Source organism: Actinocorallia sp. A-T 12471 (assembly GCF_033875155.1).
Lineage (GTDB): Bacteria > Actinomycetota > Actinomycetes > Streptosporangiales > Streptosporangiaceae > Actinocorallia.
Window position 1 is genome coordinate 553,951 of the sequence record NZ_JAWZTE010000003.1, and the last position, 15,307, is coordinate 569,257.

The 15,307-nt window shown below is 72.2% G+C and carries 11 protein-coding genes; 8 read left to right on the plus strand and 3 right to left on the minus strand.

Annotated elements, in window-relative coordinates:
* Nucleotides 1–8: 8 nt before the first annotated feature.
* From R9X44_RS11515 to R9X44_RS11545, 7 genes are all read left to right on the plus strand, one after another.
* Nucleotides 9–1,340 carry a jacalin-like lectin gene (locus R9X44_RS11515; protein ID WP_319814049.1) on the plus strand — a complete coding sequence of 444 codons (1,332 nt, stop codon included), beginning with the start codon at nucleotides 9–11 and terminating at the stop codon, nucleotides 1,338–1,340.
* Nucleotides 1,341–1,452: 112 nt separating this feature from the next.
* The gene (locus R9X44_RS11520; RefSeq protein ID WP_319814050.1) at nucleotides 1,453–2,490 is read left to right on the plus strand and encodes a LacI family DNA-binding transcriptional regulator; all 1,038 of its coding nucleotides are present in this window, start codon (nucleotides 1,453–1,455) and stop codon (nucleotides 2,488–2,490) included.
* Between the two features lie 191 nt (nucleotides 2,491–2,681).
* Nucleotides 2,682–4,079, plus strand: a complete 1,398-nt coding sequence (locus R9X44_RS11525) for an extracellular solute-binding protein (protein WP_319814051.1) — start codon at nucleotides 2,682–2,684, stop codon at nucleotides 4,077–4,079.
* 73 nt (nucleotides 4,080–4,152) lie between these two features.
* A complete protein-coding gene (locus tag R9X44_RS11530) occupies nucleotides 4,153–5,076 on the plus strand; it encodes a sugar ABC transporter permease (RefSeq protein WP_319814052.1) in 924 nt (307 codons plus the stop codon).
* Nucleotides 5,073–6,029, plus strand: coding sequence for a carbohydrate ABC transporter permease (locus R9X44_RS11535; RefSeq protein WP_319814053.1), 957 nt, complete (start codon nucleotides 5,073–5,075; stop codon nucleotides 6,027–6,029). The genes R9X44_RS11530 and R9X44_RS11535 overlap by 4 nt, the downstream gene beginning before the upstream one ends.
* Nucleotides 6,030–6,088: 59 nt before the next feature.
* Nucleotides 6,089–7,627 (plus strand): alpha-amylase family glycosyl hydrolase, encoded by a 1,539-nt coding sequence (locus R9X44_RS11540; protein ID WP_319814054.1) that lies wholly within the window; start codon nucleotides 6,089–6,091, stop codon nucleotides 7,625–7,627.
* Nucleotides 7,628–7,726: 99 nt separating this feature from the next.
* The gene (locus R9X44_RS11545; RefSeq protein WP_319814055.1) at nucleotides 7,727–7,933 is read left to right on the plus strand and encodes a hypothetical protein; all 207 of its coding nucleotides are present in this window, start codon (nucleotides 7,727–7,729) and stop codon (nucleotides 7,931–7,933) included.
* A gap of 9 nt (nucleotides 7,934–7,942) precedes the next feature.
* Here the strand turns inward: R9X44_RS11545 and R9X44_RS11550 are convergent, their stop codons facing one another.
* Together R9X44_RS11550 and R9X44_RS11555 are read right to left on the minus strand one after the other, a co-directional pair.
* Nucleotides 7,943–8,962 (minus strand): zinc-binding alcohol dehydrogenase family protein, encoded by a 1,020-nt coding sequence (locus tag R9X44_RS11550; protein ID WP_319814056.1) that lies wholly within the window; start codon nucleotides 8,960–8,962, stop codon nucleotides 7,943–7,945.
* 85 nt (nucleotides 8,963–9,047) lie between these two features.
* Complete coding sequence (locus R9X44_RS11555; protein ID WP_319814057.1) at nucleotides 9,048–11,672, minus strand: AAA family ATPase; 2,625 nt, start codon at nucleotides 11,670–11,672, stop codon at nucleotides 9,048–9,050.
* A gap of 65 nt (nucleotides 11,673–11,737) precedes the next feature.
* On the opposite strand from R9X44_RS11555, the gene R9X44_RS11560 reads away from it, so the two are divergent.
* On the plus strand, nucleotides 11,738–12,514 hold the full coding sequence (locus R9X44_RS11560) for an alpha/beta hydrolase (RefSeq protein WP_319814058.1): 777 nt from the start codon (nucleotides 11,738–11,740) through the stop codon (nucleotides 12,512–12,514).
* A gap of 42 nt (nucleotides 12,515–12,556) precedes the next feature.
* Here the strand turns inward: R9X44_RS11560 and R9X44_RS11565 are convergent, their stop codons facing one another.
* Nucleotides 12,557–15,271: an AAA family ATPase gene (locus R9X44_RS11565; protein WP_319814059.1), complete on the minus strand. Its 2,715-nt coding sequence runs from the start codon at nucleotides 15,269–15,271 to the stop codon at nucleotides 12,557–12,559.
* Nucleotides 15,272–15,307: the final 36 nt, after the last annotated feature.

Below are 15,307 nucleotides of genomic sequence, written 5' to 3' on the forward strand. Positions count from 1 at the left end.
TGAGTGGCATGGGTCACCTGGTGCGCCGAGGGCTGCTCGCGGTCCCGCTGCTGCTTCTGTCATGTCTGACCGCGCTCGCGGTCCACTCCCCCGCCGCCGCACAGGGCGGCTCCTTCGACGTCCTCACCTACAACGTCGCGGGCCTGCCGGAGATCATCTCCAGCGCGGTCACCCCGCGCAAGGCCGCGCACACCGCGATCGGCCAGCGGATCGGGCCTTACGAGATCGCCAACTTGCAGGAGGACTTCAACTACCACGCGGCCCTGTACGCCGCCGACGGGCACCCGCACCGGACCGCGACGTCCGGCGGCGCGGGCATCGGCAGCGGCCTCAACACCGTCTCGGCGTATCCGTTCCGCGAGCTGGCAAGGGTCAAGTGGAACGACTGCGCGATCAACTCGGCCGACTGCCTGACGCCCAAGGGCTTCACGTTCCTGCGCGTCCGCCTTGCGGAAGGCGTCTATGTCGACGTGTACAACCTGCACGCTGACGCGGGCGGAGGGGCCGCCGACATAAGCGCGCGCGCTAAGAACCTCGCCCAACTCGGCTCATACATCCAGACGTACTCGGCGGACAAGGCCGTCATCGTCATGGGCGACACCAACACCCGCTACACGAGCGCGAACGAGCGCATCGCCGAGTTCGCGGCCGCGCACGGCCTCACCGACGCGTGGGTCGAGTTGGAACGCGGCGGCGTCCCGCCCGCGCAGGGCTCACCCTCCCTGCCCTGCGACGACGCCGCCCCGACCGACGCCTGCGAGATCGTCGACAAGATCCTCTACCGGGGCGACGCGACTGTCGCGCTGACCGCCACCGACTACCGCAACGACAGCGCGCTCTTCCGCGAGGACACGAGCGGCCTGATGCTCTCCGACCACCACCCGATAGCCGCCACCTTCTCCTGGACGCCCGCGCAGGCGTTCCGGCTCAGCGACCCGCACGGCGGCCCCCACGGCGTCCCCTTCACCGACGTGTCCCACCTCCCCGGCGCCCCCGCGACGTTCACGCTGCGCGCCGGCTCCCGCGTCGACCAGGTGGGCGTCACCTTCACCGACGGACGGACCCGCGCCCACGGCGGCCAAGGCGGCACCGCGAGAACCCTCACCCTCGCCAACGGCGAGCACGTCGTCTCCGCGAAGGTGTGCCAGGGCCTGCACTTCCTCAAGCCCCGCGTCTTCGCCCTCACCCTCACCACGAGCCAGGGCCGCACGCTCTCCGGCGGCACGCCCACCCAGAACTGCGTCACCCACACCGCCCCCGACGGCCACCGCATCACCGCGTTCCACGGCCGCTCCGGGGCCGAAATTGACCAACTCGGCGTTATTTACACCCCCAACTAGACCCGGGCACCCCCACCGATCGGGGTTCGGTTTCGGGCATTGCCGCAAGTCTTTCGGCGGAAAGGCCGCCATCTTGTCGGTAAATTGCGTGATCTCGGGCTATGTTTGCGGGATGGGATCGGGAGAGTCGGCCAAGACGCGGCGTCTTGCTGAGGTCGCGAAGAAGGTCGGGGTCAGCGAGGCGACGGTGAGCCGGGTGCTCAACGGACGGCCCGGGGTGTCGGAGGCCACGCGCGCCGCGGTACTGACCGCGTTGGACGTGCTCGGATACGAGCGGCCCACGCAGCTGCGCGGGGAGCGGGCGAGACTCGTCGGGCTCGTGCTGCCCGAGCTCGGCAACCCGATCTTCCCCGCGCTCGCCGAGGTGATCGGCGGGGCGCTGGCGCAGCGCGGGTTCACCCCCGTGCTGTGCACGAGGACGGCGGGCGGCCTGTCGGAGTCGGACTATGTGGACATGCTCGTCGACCAGCACGTGTCGGGCATGGTGTTCGCGGGCGGGCACTACGCCGAGCTCGACTCCCCGCACGAGCACTATTTCCGGCTGATGGAGCTGGGACTTCCGGTCGTGCTCGTCAACGGCGCGGTGCCGGACCTTGCGTTCCCGCGCGTGTCCACCGACGACGCCGTCGCGGTCGAGCAGGCGTTCACGCATCTGACGTCGCTCGGGCACGAGCGGATCGCGCTGCTGCTCGGGCCGGTCGACCACATCCCGTCACAGCGCAAGCTGGCGGCGTTCCGCGCGGTCGCGACGGCGGCCGGCCTCACCCCGGACGAGAAGGCGGTCAGGCACGCGATGTTCTCGATCGAGGGCGGCCACTCGGTGACCGCGCGGATCATCGAGGACGGCTACACCGGCGTGATCTGCGCGTCCGACGTGCTCGCGCTCGGCGCGATCCGCGCGGTGCGCAGGGCAGGTCTGTCGGCTCCAGAAGACCTCTCGGTGGTCGGCTTCGACGACTCGGCTTTCATCAACTGCACGCACCCGCCGCTCACCACGGTGCGCCAGCCGATAGAGGCGATGGGCAGGGCCGCGGTGACGATGCTGGTGTCCCAGATGGAGCGCGGGGCGGTCCAGGCCGAGGAGCTGCTGTACGAGCCGGAGCTCGTCGTGCGCGGTTCGACGGCGCCCGCGCGCTCGCCCGTTACGTGATTGTGACGAGCTGATTTCAGGCGTCTGAAGGCCGCCGACCGCACCCCGGTCGGCGGCCTTCACGCTTGTGACCTGCGAAAATCCACCTCGTGCGGTCCACTGTCGCAAATTTGCGTAGATCTGCACGGATCTTGCCATGTGATGCCCGTCTCTGTATGTTCCTCGCAATCACCCCCCAGGGAGGAACCCGAATGAGATCACGTCAGGCGGCGGCGCTGCTCACCGTCGCGGCCCTCGCTCTTTCCGGAAGCGCGTGCGGCGTCAAGTCCAGCAAGAAGGACGAGCCCGCAGCGACCGGTGCGGCGGCGGAGGCCGCCAAGCCGCTCGACCCGAACACCAAGGTGACGATCTCGGTGGGCTGCCAGCCGCCGAAGACCGCCAAGGAGTTCCGGGCCGACTGGGACGCCGACGTGCTGGCCTTCCAGGCGAAGTACCCGAACATCACGATCGACAGCAAGGACGCGTTCCCCTGCATCGTCCCCGAGACGTTCCAGGCCAAGCTCGCGGGCGGCCAGATGGAGGACGTGTACTACGTCTACTACACCGACGCGCAGAGCATCATCAAGAACAAGCAGGCCGCGGACATCACCGACTACGTGGCCGGCGTGCAGAACGTCAAGGACGTCAACCCGCTGTTCCTGCAGACCCTGCAGGACGAGGGCGGCAGGCTGTACGGCCTCCCCCGCAAGGCTTACACGATGGGCCTCGTCTACAACCGCAAGCTGTTCAGCCAGGCCGGCCTGAACCCGGACACCCCGCCCACGACCTGGGCCGAGGTCCGTGAGGCCGCCAAGAAGATCGCCGCGCTCGGCGACGGCGTCGTCGGCTACGGCGAGTACAGCGCCGCCAACACCGGCGGCTGGCACTTCACCTCGCTGCTTTACGGCCAGGGCGGCTCGGTCGTCTCCGAGGACGGCAAGACCGCCGCGTTCAACACCCCCGAGGCGCGCAACGTCCTGCAGCTGCTGAAGGACATGCGCTGGACCGACAACTCGATGGGCACCAAGCAGGGCCACCGCTGGGAGGACCTGATGCGCCTTCTCGGGTCCGGCAAGCTCGGCATGATGGTCGGCGCGCCGGACGTCGTCACCGAGGCGTTCAACAACTTCGGCGCGAAGTCCGACGAGCTCGGCACCACGTCGCTGCCGGAGGCCAAGTCGTCCCTGCTGGGCGGCGACGGCTACATGATCAACCCGAAGGCCACGCCGGACCAGATCAAGGCCGCGGTCCTGTGGCTGTCGTTCCATGAGCTGACCGTCGGCGAGGGCCAGTTCAACCACGCGCGCAACAAGGCGAGCAACCGGCCCGTCGGCATCCCGGAGAACATCCTGTGGGGCGACAACGAGTCGGGCAAGAAGGAGAAGGAGCTGCGCCAGCAGTACTCCACGGTTCCCCCCGGCAACTTCGCCGCCTACGAGACCGGCTCCGCGGTGATCCCGCCGAAGACCGAGCCCCCGAACGCGCAGGCCGTCTACGCGATCCTCGACTCGGTGATGTCCGCCGTCCTCACCCGCAAGGACGCCAACATCGACGAGCTGCTGACCGAGGCGGAGAAGAAGGTCAACGCGCTGCTCGCGCGCACCAAGTGACCCGATCCGGCTTGACCTGAAACCGCCGGAGGCGCCGTCGTGGCGGCGCCTCCGGCCGCACGTAAGGATGACGATGGCCGTCGCCACACGGCCCCCAGGGGGCCGTTCGCACAGCCGGTGGGGCCTGGCGGTCCGCCGGAACCTCACAGCCTACGGGTTCCTCAGCGGGGCGCTGATCTGCTTCGCGTTCTTCTCCTGGTACCCGATGGTCCGGGGGTTCGTGCTCAGCCTCCAGCACAACAACTTCGTCGACCCGCCCGAGTGGGTGGGCCTGGAGAACTACCGGACGGTCCTCGCCGACCCGGTCTTCCAGACCGCGTGGGTCAACACGGTGGTCTACACGCTGCTCGCGCTGCTGTGCGGGTACGTCGTCCCGTTCGTCGTCGCGCTCGTGCTGAACGAGCTGCGGCACGCGCGCGGCTACCTCAGGTTCGTGGTGTACCTGCCGGTGATGCTGCCCCCGGCGGTCGCGGTGCTGCTGTTCAAGTGGTTCTACGACCCGGGGCCCGGCCTGTTCAACCAGGTGCTCGGCCTGGTCGGGCTGCCGGGGCTGAGCTGGCTCGACTCGTCCTCGACGGCGCTGATCTCGCTGGTCATCGTCTCGACGTGGATGAACCTCGGGACCGGCACGCTGATCTACCTCGCCGCGCTGCAGAGCGTCCCGGGCGAGCTGTATGAGGCGGCCGAGCTCGACGGCGCGGGCTTCTTCCGCCGCATCTGGCATGTGACGATCCCGCAGACCAGGCTGATCCTGCTCGTCATGCTCCTGCTCCAGATCATCGCGACGATGCAGGTGTTCATCGAGCCCTACCTGCTCACCGGAGGCGGTCCCGAGGACGCCACCATGAGCGTCGTCTACCTGATGTACCAGTACGCGTTCGTCTATGACGACTTCGGCGCGGGCAGCGCCATGGGCGTCATGCTGATGCTGGTCCTCATGGTGTTCTCCGCCGCCTACCTGCGCTTCTCGCGCGACGACACCCAGGAGCGGTCATGAGCGTCACCGCGACCCGTCCCCCCGCCGCGCCGGCCGCCAAGACGGGCGGGCCGCGCCGTCCGCGCAAGGTGTTCAGCTCCGACCACCGCACCGTCGTCTCGCCGCACCACCTGAACACCCTGTGGGGACGCCGGATCTACTGGGCCGTCCTGGTCCTGGTGGTCGTGGTGTTCACGTTGGTGTTCCTGTTCCCGCTGTACTGGATGGTCACCGGCGCGATGAAGACGCAGGAGGAGTTCCTGCGGCTGCCGCCGACCTACTTCCCGTCGAGCGTGACGCTGGAGAGCTACACGCAGGCGTGGGAGCTGATGGGGCTCGGCAAGTTCCTGCTGAACACCTTCCAGTACGCGTTCGGCGCGCTGGCGTTCACGCTGGCGTTCGACGTCGCCGCGGCCTACGCGCTGTCGAAGCTGCGCCCGGTGTTCGGCAACGTCGTGCTGCTGGCGATGCTGTCGACGCTGATGATCCCGCCGACGGTGATCCTGCTCCCGGCCTACCTGACGGTGAAGGACCTGCCGCTCCTCCAGCTCGACCTGCTGAACACCCCGTGGGCCATCTGGCTTCCGACGGTCGCCAACGGGTTCACGGTGTTCCTGCTGAAGCGGTTCTTCGACGGCATCCCGCGCGAGCTGATCGAGGCCGCCCAGATCGACGGGGCCTCGGCGTTCCGGATCCTGCGCTCGGTGGTGCTGCCGATCTCCCGGCCGATCCTCGGCGTGGTGTCCATCCTCACCGTCACCAACGTGTGGCGCGACTTCGTCTGGCCGCTGCTCGTGCTGCCCGACCCGGAACGGATGACGATCAGCGTCGGCATCGCCTCGCTGCGGTTCAACATGCCGCAGACGACGATGACCGCGGCGCTCGTCATCGCGAGCATCCCGACCATCGTGGTGTTCCTCGCGTTCCAGCGGCACATCATGGCGGGCCTCACCGCGGGCAGCCTCAAGGGCTGAGCCCGACCCTCTACCTCTTCATACCTCTGATGCGCATTCGCAGATTGGAAGGCGGCAGCATGCCGGAAACGTGGTGGCGGGGAGCCGCGATCTACCAGGTCTACCCGCGCAGTTTCGCCGACGGCAACGGCGACGGCGTCGGCGACCTGGCTGGGCTGCGCGCCCGCCTCGGCCATCTGGCCGACCTCGGGATCGACGCGATCTGGCTGAACCCGTGGTATCCGTCGCCGCTGGCCGACGGCGGCTACGACGTGGCCGACTACCGCGACATCCACCCGTCGTTCGGCACGCTCGCCGAGGCCGAGGCGCTGATCGCCGAGGCGCACGAGCGCGGCATCCGGGTGATCGTGGACGTCGTGCCGAACCACACGTCCGACCAGAGCGCCTGGTTCAAGGCGGCTCTGGCGGCCGGTCCCGGCTCGCCCGAGCGGGCGCGGTTCTGGTTCCGTCCAGGGGTGGGCGAAGGGCCGCCGAACGACTGGCAGTCGATCTTCGGCGGCCCTGCCTGGACCCAGGTCCCGGACGGGGAGTGGTACCTGCACCTGTTCGCGCCCGAGCAGCCCGACTTCAACTGGACCCACCCCGACGTGCACGCCGACTTCCTCGACGTGCTGCGGTTCTGGTTCGACCGTGGCGTCGACGGCATCCGGATCGACTCCGCGGCCGTGCTCGTCAAGGACCCGGACGCCGCGCCGGACGGCCTCGACCCGTACACCGACCGGGACGGCTGCCACGACATCTACCGCGCGTGGCGTGCCCTCACCGACACCTACGAGGGCCGGATGCTGATCGGCGAGGTGTGGCTGCCGGACGCCGAGCGTCTGGCCCGCTACCTGCGGCCCGACGAGCTGCACACGGTGTTCAACTTCCCGTTCCTCGGCGCGCCCTGGAACGCTCCCTCACTGCGCGCGGTCATCGACGACACCTTCGCCACGCTCGGCGACGCCCCCGCGACGTGGGTGCTGTCGAACCACGACGTGACGAGGCCCGTCACCAGGTACGGGCGGGAGGACACGTCGTTCGACCACGCCGACCGTGGCCACGGGCGGCCGACCGACCCCGCGCTCGGCCTGCGCAGGGCGCGCGCGGCGGCGCTGCTGGCGCTGGCGCTGCCCGGCAGCGTGTACGTGTACCAGGGTGAGGAGCTCGGCCTTCCCGAGGTCGAGGACCTGCCGGACGAGGTGCTCGACGACCCGATCTGGACCCGTTCCGGGCACACCGACCGGGGCCGTGACGGCTGCCGCGTCCCGCTGCCGTGGTCGGGCGACGCGCCGCCGTTCGGGTTCGGCGGGACGCCGTGGCTGCCGCAGCCGCCGGAGTGGAAGAACCTCACGGTCGAGGCGCAGCGCGCGGACCCCGACTCGGTGCTCGCCCTGTACCGCACGGCCCTGCGGCTGCGCCGCGAGCTGCTGGGCGACGGGACCCTCACCTGGCTCGACCTCGGCGAGGACGTCCTGGCGTTCACCCGCGAGTCCGGCGTCACCTGCCTGGTCAACCTGGGCTCGGAGGCGATCCCCTTCACCGGCGAGGTCCTGCTGTCCAGCGCGCCGGTCCCCGACGGCGTCCTGCCGCAGGACACGGCGGTCTGGCTCCGCTGACACCTCCCGCGACGGCCCCGGCGCACCGCGAGCCTGGGCCGTCGCGGGCACCCGCCCTCGCCCCCGGATGGGAGGGATGCCTAAGCTGGGGGTGAGGGGGTGGGCGCAGTGCACTGGTCGACCATCGTCGGAGCCGTCCTGTTCTGGGCGTCCATGATCGTGCTCATCGTCGGGATCTACCAGTACGACGGGCCCGGCGACTGGCCGTGGTTCGTCGTCTCGGCGGTCCTGCTGGCCAGCGCGTACGCGCTCCGCGCTTGGGCGCGCCGGTACAACCCACCCTCCGGGCCGCCTTTCGGGGGCTAGTACGGCCGCCTAAGGGAACCCGGTGAGGGTCGTCTTGCCGATGGACGCGCCGGACTCCTGAATCCGGTGCGCCTCGCGCAGGGAGGCGGCGGTGAGCGGGCCGAGGTCGCGGCGCGCGGTCGTCACCAGGACGCCCTCGTCCACCAGGTGGGAGACCCGGGTCAGGTAGTGGCCCTGTAGGGCGCGGTCGGCGGTCTGGAACTGGGATCGGGTGAACATCAGCTCCCAGTGGAAGGCGACGCTCTTGGGCTTGAGGACGCCGAGCGGCAGCGTGGCGTCGTCGTCGATGGCGACGATCGCGCCGAACGGGCGGAGCGTCTCGGCATACGCGGGCAGATTCCGCGCGGTCCCCACGGTGCTGAACACGTAGGCGAGGCCGTCGGGGGCGAGGTCGTGCAGCTGCGGGACGAGCGGTTCGTGGTGGTTCACGACGTGGTGGCAGCCCATCTCGCGGGCGAACGCGACGGTCTCCGGGCGCGACGCGGTGCCGATCACGGTGAGGCCGGTGCGCCGCCGCGCGAGCTGCGCGACCATCGCGCCGACGCCGCCCGCCGCCGCGGTGACCAGCAGCGCGCCCGGCCCGCTGCCCTCGGCGATCCCGAGCCGTTCGAACAGCCCTTCCCACGCGGTGAGCGACGTCAGGGGCAGCGCGGCGGCCTCGGTGAACGAGAGCGTCTCGGGTTTGCGGCCCACCAGGCGCTCGTCCACCGCGTGGAACTCCGCGTCCGCGCCCTGCCGGTTCCGCGCGCCCGCGTAGTAGACCTCGTCGCCCGGCGCGAACAGCTCGACGGCGTCGCCGACCTCCACGACGGTCCCTGCCGCGTCGTAGCCGAGGACGCGGGGTACGCCGCCCGGGTCGTCGCGCAGGCGGGTCTTGGCGTCGACGGGGTTCACCGCGACTGCCTCGATCCGCACGAGCAGGTCGCGCGGCCCCGGCTTCGGCACGGGCAGTGCGACGTCGACGAGGCAGTCAGGGTCCTCGACCGGAAGGCTGCGCGTGTAGGCGACCGCCCGCATGCTGTTCCCCATACCGGCGTCCTACCCCGCGCGTTCCTCACGCCGCGCCCGTGGCTTCGCCAAGAACCCCCGACGGTAGCCGGGCGACGCGGACGGCTCAGTCGTCGAGCGCGTCGAGGGCGTCGCGGAGCGCGGCGCGCGAGGTGATGCCGAGTTTGGGGAAGATCCGGTAGAGATGGGCGCTGATGGTCCGCGCGGACAGGAACATGCGCTCGCCGATCTCCTTGTTGCTCAGGCCCGACGCGGCGAGTTCGGCGACCTCGAGCTGCTGCGGCGTCAGCCCGTGCGCCGCGCCCTGCCGCCGGGACACCGCGACGCCGGTGGCCCGCAGCTCCTGTTCCGCGCGGCGCTGCCAGACCGTCGCGCCAAGCGCGGCGAAGAGGTCGGCGGCGCGGCGCAGCTCGGGCCGTGCCTCGCCGGGCTGGAGGCGGCGGCGGTGCAGCTCGCCGAGCGCGAGCCGCACCCGCGCGTGGTCGAACGGCCAGCGCTCGATGCGCGGGAGCGCGAGCGCGTTCTTGAACAATGCGACGGCCTCTTCGTCGGGGGCGACCAGCGCGCTCGCGGCGAGGACGTGCAGCCGCACCCTCGGCGCGCGGTCGGCGAGGACCGTCGCGGCCTCGGCGTGCGCCCGCGCCTCGGCGGCCCGGCCCGAGCGCGCCGCCGACTCCACGAGGTCGAACACCGCGAAGGGCGCGAACGCGGCGTGCGGCGGGAACGCGCCGGGCGGGCCTACCTCGCTCCAGTAGGCGAACGCGCCCTCGTAGTCGCCGTGCGCCATCGCGGCGAGCGCGAGGTTGCGCGCGGACAGCGACAGGTGCAGCCGGCTGCCGCGCGGCGCGGCCCACTGCTCGACCGTCCTGCTGTACTCCCTGACGCTCTCGGTGTCGCCGCGCGCGGCGGCGACCCAGCCGAGCCCGCAGCGCAGGTCGTGCGCGAGCAGTTCGAGGTCGTGCCTGACGCACAGGTCGAGCCCGGCGTTGGCGGCGGTCTCCGCGTCGTCCCACCGGCCCGCGATGAAGTGGTCGTGGGCGGCGAGCCAGAAGCCGCTCGCGGCGTGGGTGACCGCGCCCTGCCCGGCCTCCCCCTCGGTCAGCGCCCGGATGCGCGGCCGATACTCGGACAGCAGGTCGAGCCAGGTCGCCGCGCGACAGAGCGCCGCGACACGGCCCGGCGGGGCATCCTCCGGCAGGTCACCGAACGCCGAACGCACCCGCGCGGCCGACCCTTTGCCGAGGAAGACGTCGTGCAGGAGCTTGGCGTGCTCGTCGTCGCAGCCCGCGAGGTCGCCGCCGACCTCGGCCCATTCGGCGGGGTCCTGCGCGTAGGACGCGGCCATGACGCGGACGAGGGGGCCCGCGCCCGGTGAGCCGCGCAGGAGGCGGCGTGCCGCGTCGAGGTCGCCGTCGCGGAGCATGAGGATCTGGGCGCGCAGGGCGAGCGCGCGCGACGGGTCGCGCAGGTGGCGGCGCGCCTCGTCGAGGAGCCGCTGGGCGAGGTCGAGCTGGCCGGACTCCCCCGCGAGCTCGGCGGCGTTGCCGAGCCTCAGCGCGCGGGCGGAGGGGTCGGGGGTGAGCTCGGCCGCGCGCTGGATGGCCTTGACGGCGAGGCCGCTGCCGCCGCGCAGGCTCACCGAGATCGCGGCCTTCTCGATCTCGGCGGCGACCGCCTCGTCGGGCTCGACCGTCGCCGCCGCGAGGTGCCACATGCGCAGCTCAGGGTCGGCGCGGTGCTGCTCGGCGAGGGTGGCGTGCGCGCCGCGGGTCTCCTCCGGCGACGCGGTCTTCATGATCGCCGACCTGACCAGCGGATGCCTGAACCGCAGTCCCGAGGGGGTCGAGTCGCGGGTGACGAGTCCCGCGCGCTCGACCTCGATGAGCTCGTACGGGGTCAGCTCGGCCCGGTGTTCCAGGCGGTCGCCGTCGAGCGCGGCGACCAGCAGCGTCTCGCGGACGTGCGGGTCGAGCTGAAGGAGCCGGCCGGCGAACCCGGTCTCCAGACGGGTGCGCAGCGGCGTCCCCGCGGGCAGCATCTCCACCCCGGCCGAGCTCTGCGGCAGCTCGGTGATCGCCAGGGGGTTGCCCGCCGCCTCTTCGAGCACCCGCGCGCGCACGGACGGCGGCAGATCGGGGTGCAGGAGATCGAGCAGCCGCCCGGACGCCTCCTCGTCAAGCGGATGGACCTCGATCATGTTGATGCCGGGGGTGACCCGCTCGGTCGCGGTGAGCGGCCTGCGCGCGAAGATCGCCCGCAGGTCGTAGGGGTGCAGCCTGAGCAGGATGAACATCATGACCTCGCGGGTCGGCACGTCCACCCAGTGCGCGTCCTCGACGGCGATGAGGACCGGGCCGTCCTCGGCGACCCGCGCCATGACCGCCAGGGACGCGACCGACACCGCGAGCCGGTCGGGCGTCGGACCCTCGGACATGCCGAGGACCCTGCGCAGCGTGTCCCGGTGGAAGGGCTCGACCTTGTCCAGGTACGCCATGACGGGTGCGAACAGCTGGTGCAGCCCGGCGAACGCGAGCTGCGCCTCGCTCTCGAACCCGCTGCCGCCCACGACCCGCAGCCCGCGTTCGCGCGCGTAGCCGATACCGGCGGTCAAGAGCACCGACTTGCCTACGCCGGGGTCGCCGTGCAGCACGACGTTCGGCAGGGCCCCGGGCGCCCGGTCGATCGCCTGCCGCAGCGCCTCGAGTTCGCGCTCGCGCCCGATGATGTCCATCGTCACTCCCCTGATGCAGTCATCTGACCGATTGCCAGGCCCGCGCGGGCCGCCATGCTTGCCGGGTGCCGCGATTCACGACGGGAAGCCGTGTCAGCCTCTGCTACGAGGACGTGGGCGAGGGTCCGCCGGTCGTGCTCGTCGCGGGGTGGCCGTTGACCCAGCGCCTCTGGGAGCCGCAGGTCGCCGCGTTCGTCGCGGCGGGGCACCGGGTGGTGACGTATGACAGGCGCGGCTTCGGCTGCTCCGACCGGCCCTGGCTGGGCCACGACCCGGCGACGGCCGCCGCCGACCTCGCGGACCTCGTCGACCATCTCGGCCTCACCGCGCCCGCCCTCGTCGCGTTCTCGACGGGCTGCGCCGAGGCGATCCGCTACGCCGTCGGCTCCGGAAGGGCGTCCCGGCTCGTGCTCGCCGGGCCCGTCGTGTTCGCCGATCCGCTGGCCGCCGAGCTGCGGGCCGCCGCCGAGCGGCACCGCGTCCCCATGCTTGACGACCTCACCCGCAGGTACTTCGCCGTCGACGGCCAGGACGCGCTTGACGAGCCCACCCGCAGGTACCTGCTGCGCTCCGCCGAGGACTCCTCCCCCAAGGCGATAGCCGACGCGCTCACCGCGTGGAGCGAGGCCGACCCGTCCGACGATCTCGCGCGGCTCGCCCTGCCCGTCCTGATCGTGGTCGGCGAGGACGACGCGTTCGTGCCGCCCGACGAAGGCGGCGGCAGGGTGGCGGGGGCGGTCGCGGGCAGCGTCCTCACGACGATCCCCGGCGCGCCGCACGGCGCGTCGGCGACCCACCAGGAGCAGTGGAACGCCATCGTGCTCGACTTCCTCGCCGGGTGATCCCATACCGGGAAAGTACGGCGCGGACCTGCCCGCGCGGTATCAGTAGGGTGACGTACCTTGATCGTCGCCGAGCGCGTCGCGCAGCTGCGCCCGTGCGGTGATGCCGAGCTTGGGGAACAGCCGGTACAGGTGGGTGCTGACGGTCCGGTGCGACAGGTAGAGCTGCTGCCCGATCTCCCGGTTGGTGAGCCCCGCGGCGGCGAGGCGCGCGATGTGCAGCTCCTGCGGGGTGAGCGCGTCGGCGGTCGACGGGACGCGCAGGTCGCTCGCCTCGCCCGAGGCGCGCAGCTCCGTGCGCGCCTTCTCGCTGAGCGCGAGGTGGCCGAGGGCGTCGAGCGCGTCGCGGGCGGCGCGCAGCGGGCCGCGGGCGTCGAGGATGCGGCGACGGCGGCGCAGCCATGTGCCGTACGACAGCAGAAGACGGGCCCGCGAGGTGGGCCAGGGCGTCAGATCGGCGTCGAGGGCCGTGCGGTAGAGGGCTTCGGCCTCGTCGTCGGGGGCGAGCAGCGCGCGGGCGTGCCTGAGGCCGACGTGCAGCAGCGGCGCGGGCGTCTTGCGGCCCGCCTCCTCGATCTCCGCCATGACGCGCACGGCGGTCTCCCGCTCGCCCGCGAGCACGGCGGCCTCCACGAACTCGCTGACGAGCCAGTGCCGCCACACCGGGTGGTAGGCGACGTCGGCGGGGTCGAAGACCCGCCACAGCCGCGCGAACGCCTCGTCGTGCTGGCCCGCGCACAGCGCGACGATCCCGCGCGCGTGCTGGAGCATCGCCGCGACCGAGCCGACCGCGACGGTCCCGAGCACGAGTTCGCCCTCGACCGCGAGCGCCACCCCCTGCTCCTCCTCTCCGCGCATGCCCGCGAGCATCGCCCTGACCGCGAGCGCGGAGGCGTGCCAGCGCGGCTGTGCCGTCTCGGCGGCGAGGCGCTGGCCCTCCTCGGCCGACAGCAGCGCGCTCTGCCTGTCGCCGCAGAACAGATGGACGCACGCCTGGGTGACCAGCGCCTGGGTGAGCACGCCGAGCCTTCCCTCGGCGCGCAGGTCGGCGATGGCGGCGTCGATGAAGCCGGCGCCGATGTCGTGTGCGCCGACCGTGGTGGCGGCGACCGCGGCGAGCCGCGCGATGGCCCCGTCCATGGGGACGCCCTGCAACCTGGTGAGGCGTTCCAGGGCGATCGGGCCGTACTCGATCGGCGCGGCGGTCGCCATCGCGAGGATCAGGACGGGGTCGTCGTCGCCTTCGGCGAGGCCCTCGGCGAGCTGGACGATGCGTCTGCGCAGCTCCCAGCCCGGGTCGGCCCACCAGCTGCGGATCGCGGCCGCGCGCACGAGGTTGAGCGCGAGCGCCCGGTCGCCCGCCCGCGCGGCGGCCTCGATCGTCGTGATCAGCTGTCTGATCCGGACCGGCCCGACCGTCCTGCCCTCCTCGAGGACCTCCTGGAGCCAGGCGAGCCTGGCCCGCTGCGGCTGGCCGTGCACGGCGGGCTCGACGAGCACGAGCAGCTCGGCGACCTGGTCGACCCTGCCCAGCTCGAAGGCGAGTTCGGCGGCGCGCAGCAGCCGTTCCGCGCGCAGCCCGGGATCGGCCCCGACCTCGGCGGCCCTGCGCAGCGCGGCGACCGCGACGGTGATCGCGCCGCGCCGCCGCGCCCGCGCGGCGACCTCCTCGAGCTCGCGCGCGACAGCCTCGTCCGGCCGGTCGAGCGCGGCGGCGAGGTGCCAGGCGCGGCGGTCGGGGCTCGCGGCGTGCACGTCGGCGAGCGCGGCGTGCACCGCCCTGCGGTCGGCGTGCGGGGCGCGGTGGTAGACGGCCGAGCGGACCAGCGGGTGCCGGAACCTGAGCGCGGGGCCGTCGACGGCGACGAGGCCCGCCTCGACGGCCGGGCGCAGCGCGTCCGGGGAGGGGTGCGCCGCGTGGGCGGCGGCGAACGCCTCGGCGAGCGCGTGGCCGTCGTTGGCGGCGGCCGCCAGAAGCAACGCGCGGGTGGGCTCGGGCATCTCGGCGAGCCGGACGGCGAACGCCTTCTCCAACCGCGCGGTGAGCGGCAGGAACTCGCCGGTCACCGACCCCGACGTCAACGCGACGGGCAGCTCGACGAGCGCGAGCGGATTGCCCGCCGCCTCCGCCAGGACCCGCCAGCGCAGGCCGACGCTGAGGTCGGGGGCGCGCGCGTCGAGCAGCGCCTCGGACGCGTCGGGGTCGAGTCCGGCGAGGTGGAGTTCTGGCAGGGCGCTCACGTCGATGCCGGTCGGGTGGCCGTCGCGTACCGCCAGGAGCAGCACGATCGGCTCGGAGCGCAGCCGCCGCGCGACGAACCCGAGCGTCTCGATCGTCGGGGCGTCGAGCCACTGGACGTCGTCCACCGCGACGAGCATCGGGCCGCCGTCTGCGGCCTCGCCGAGCAGGTTGAGCACCGCGAGCGCGATAAGGAACGGCTCGGGCGCGACGGCCTCGCCGAGCCCGAACGCGCCGAGCAGCGCCTGACGCTGCCGTACCGGGAGCCGGTCGAGCGCGTCGAGGTGCGGTTGCAGCAGCTGGTGCAGTCCGGCGAAGGGGAGATGTGTCTCGCTCTGCACCCCTGAGACGCCCGTCACTGCGACGTCATGGGCTTCGGCAAGCGCGCTTGCGGCCGCCAAGAGCGCCGACTTGCCTATCCCCGACGGCCCCCGCACCACGAGCGCGCCGCCCCGGCCGGTGACCCCCGCGATGAGCGCGCCGACCTCGGCCAGCTCACGGTCACGGCCGAGCAGCACGGACACCCTCCCCCGTAACGATCATGTACCGCGCAT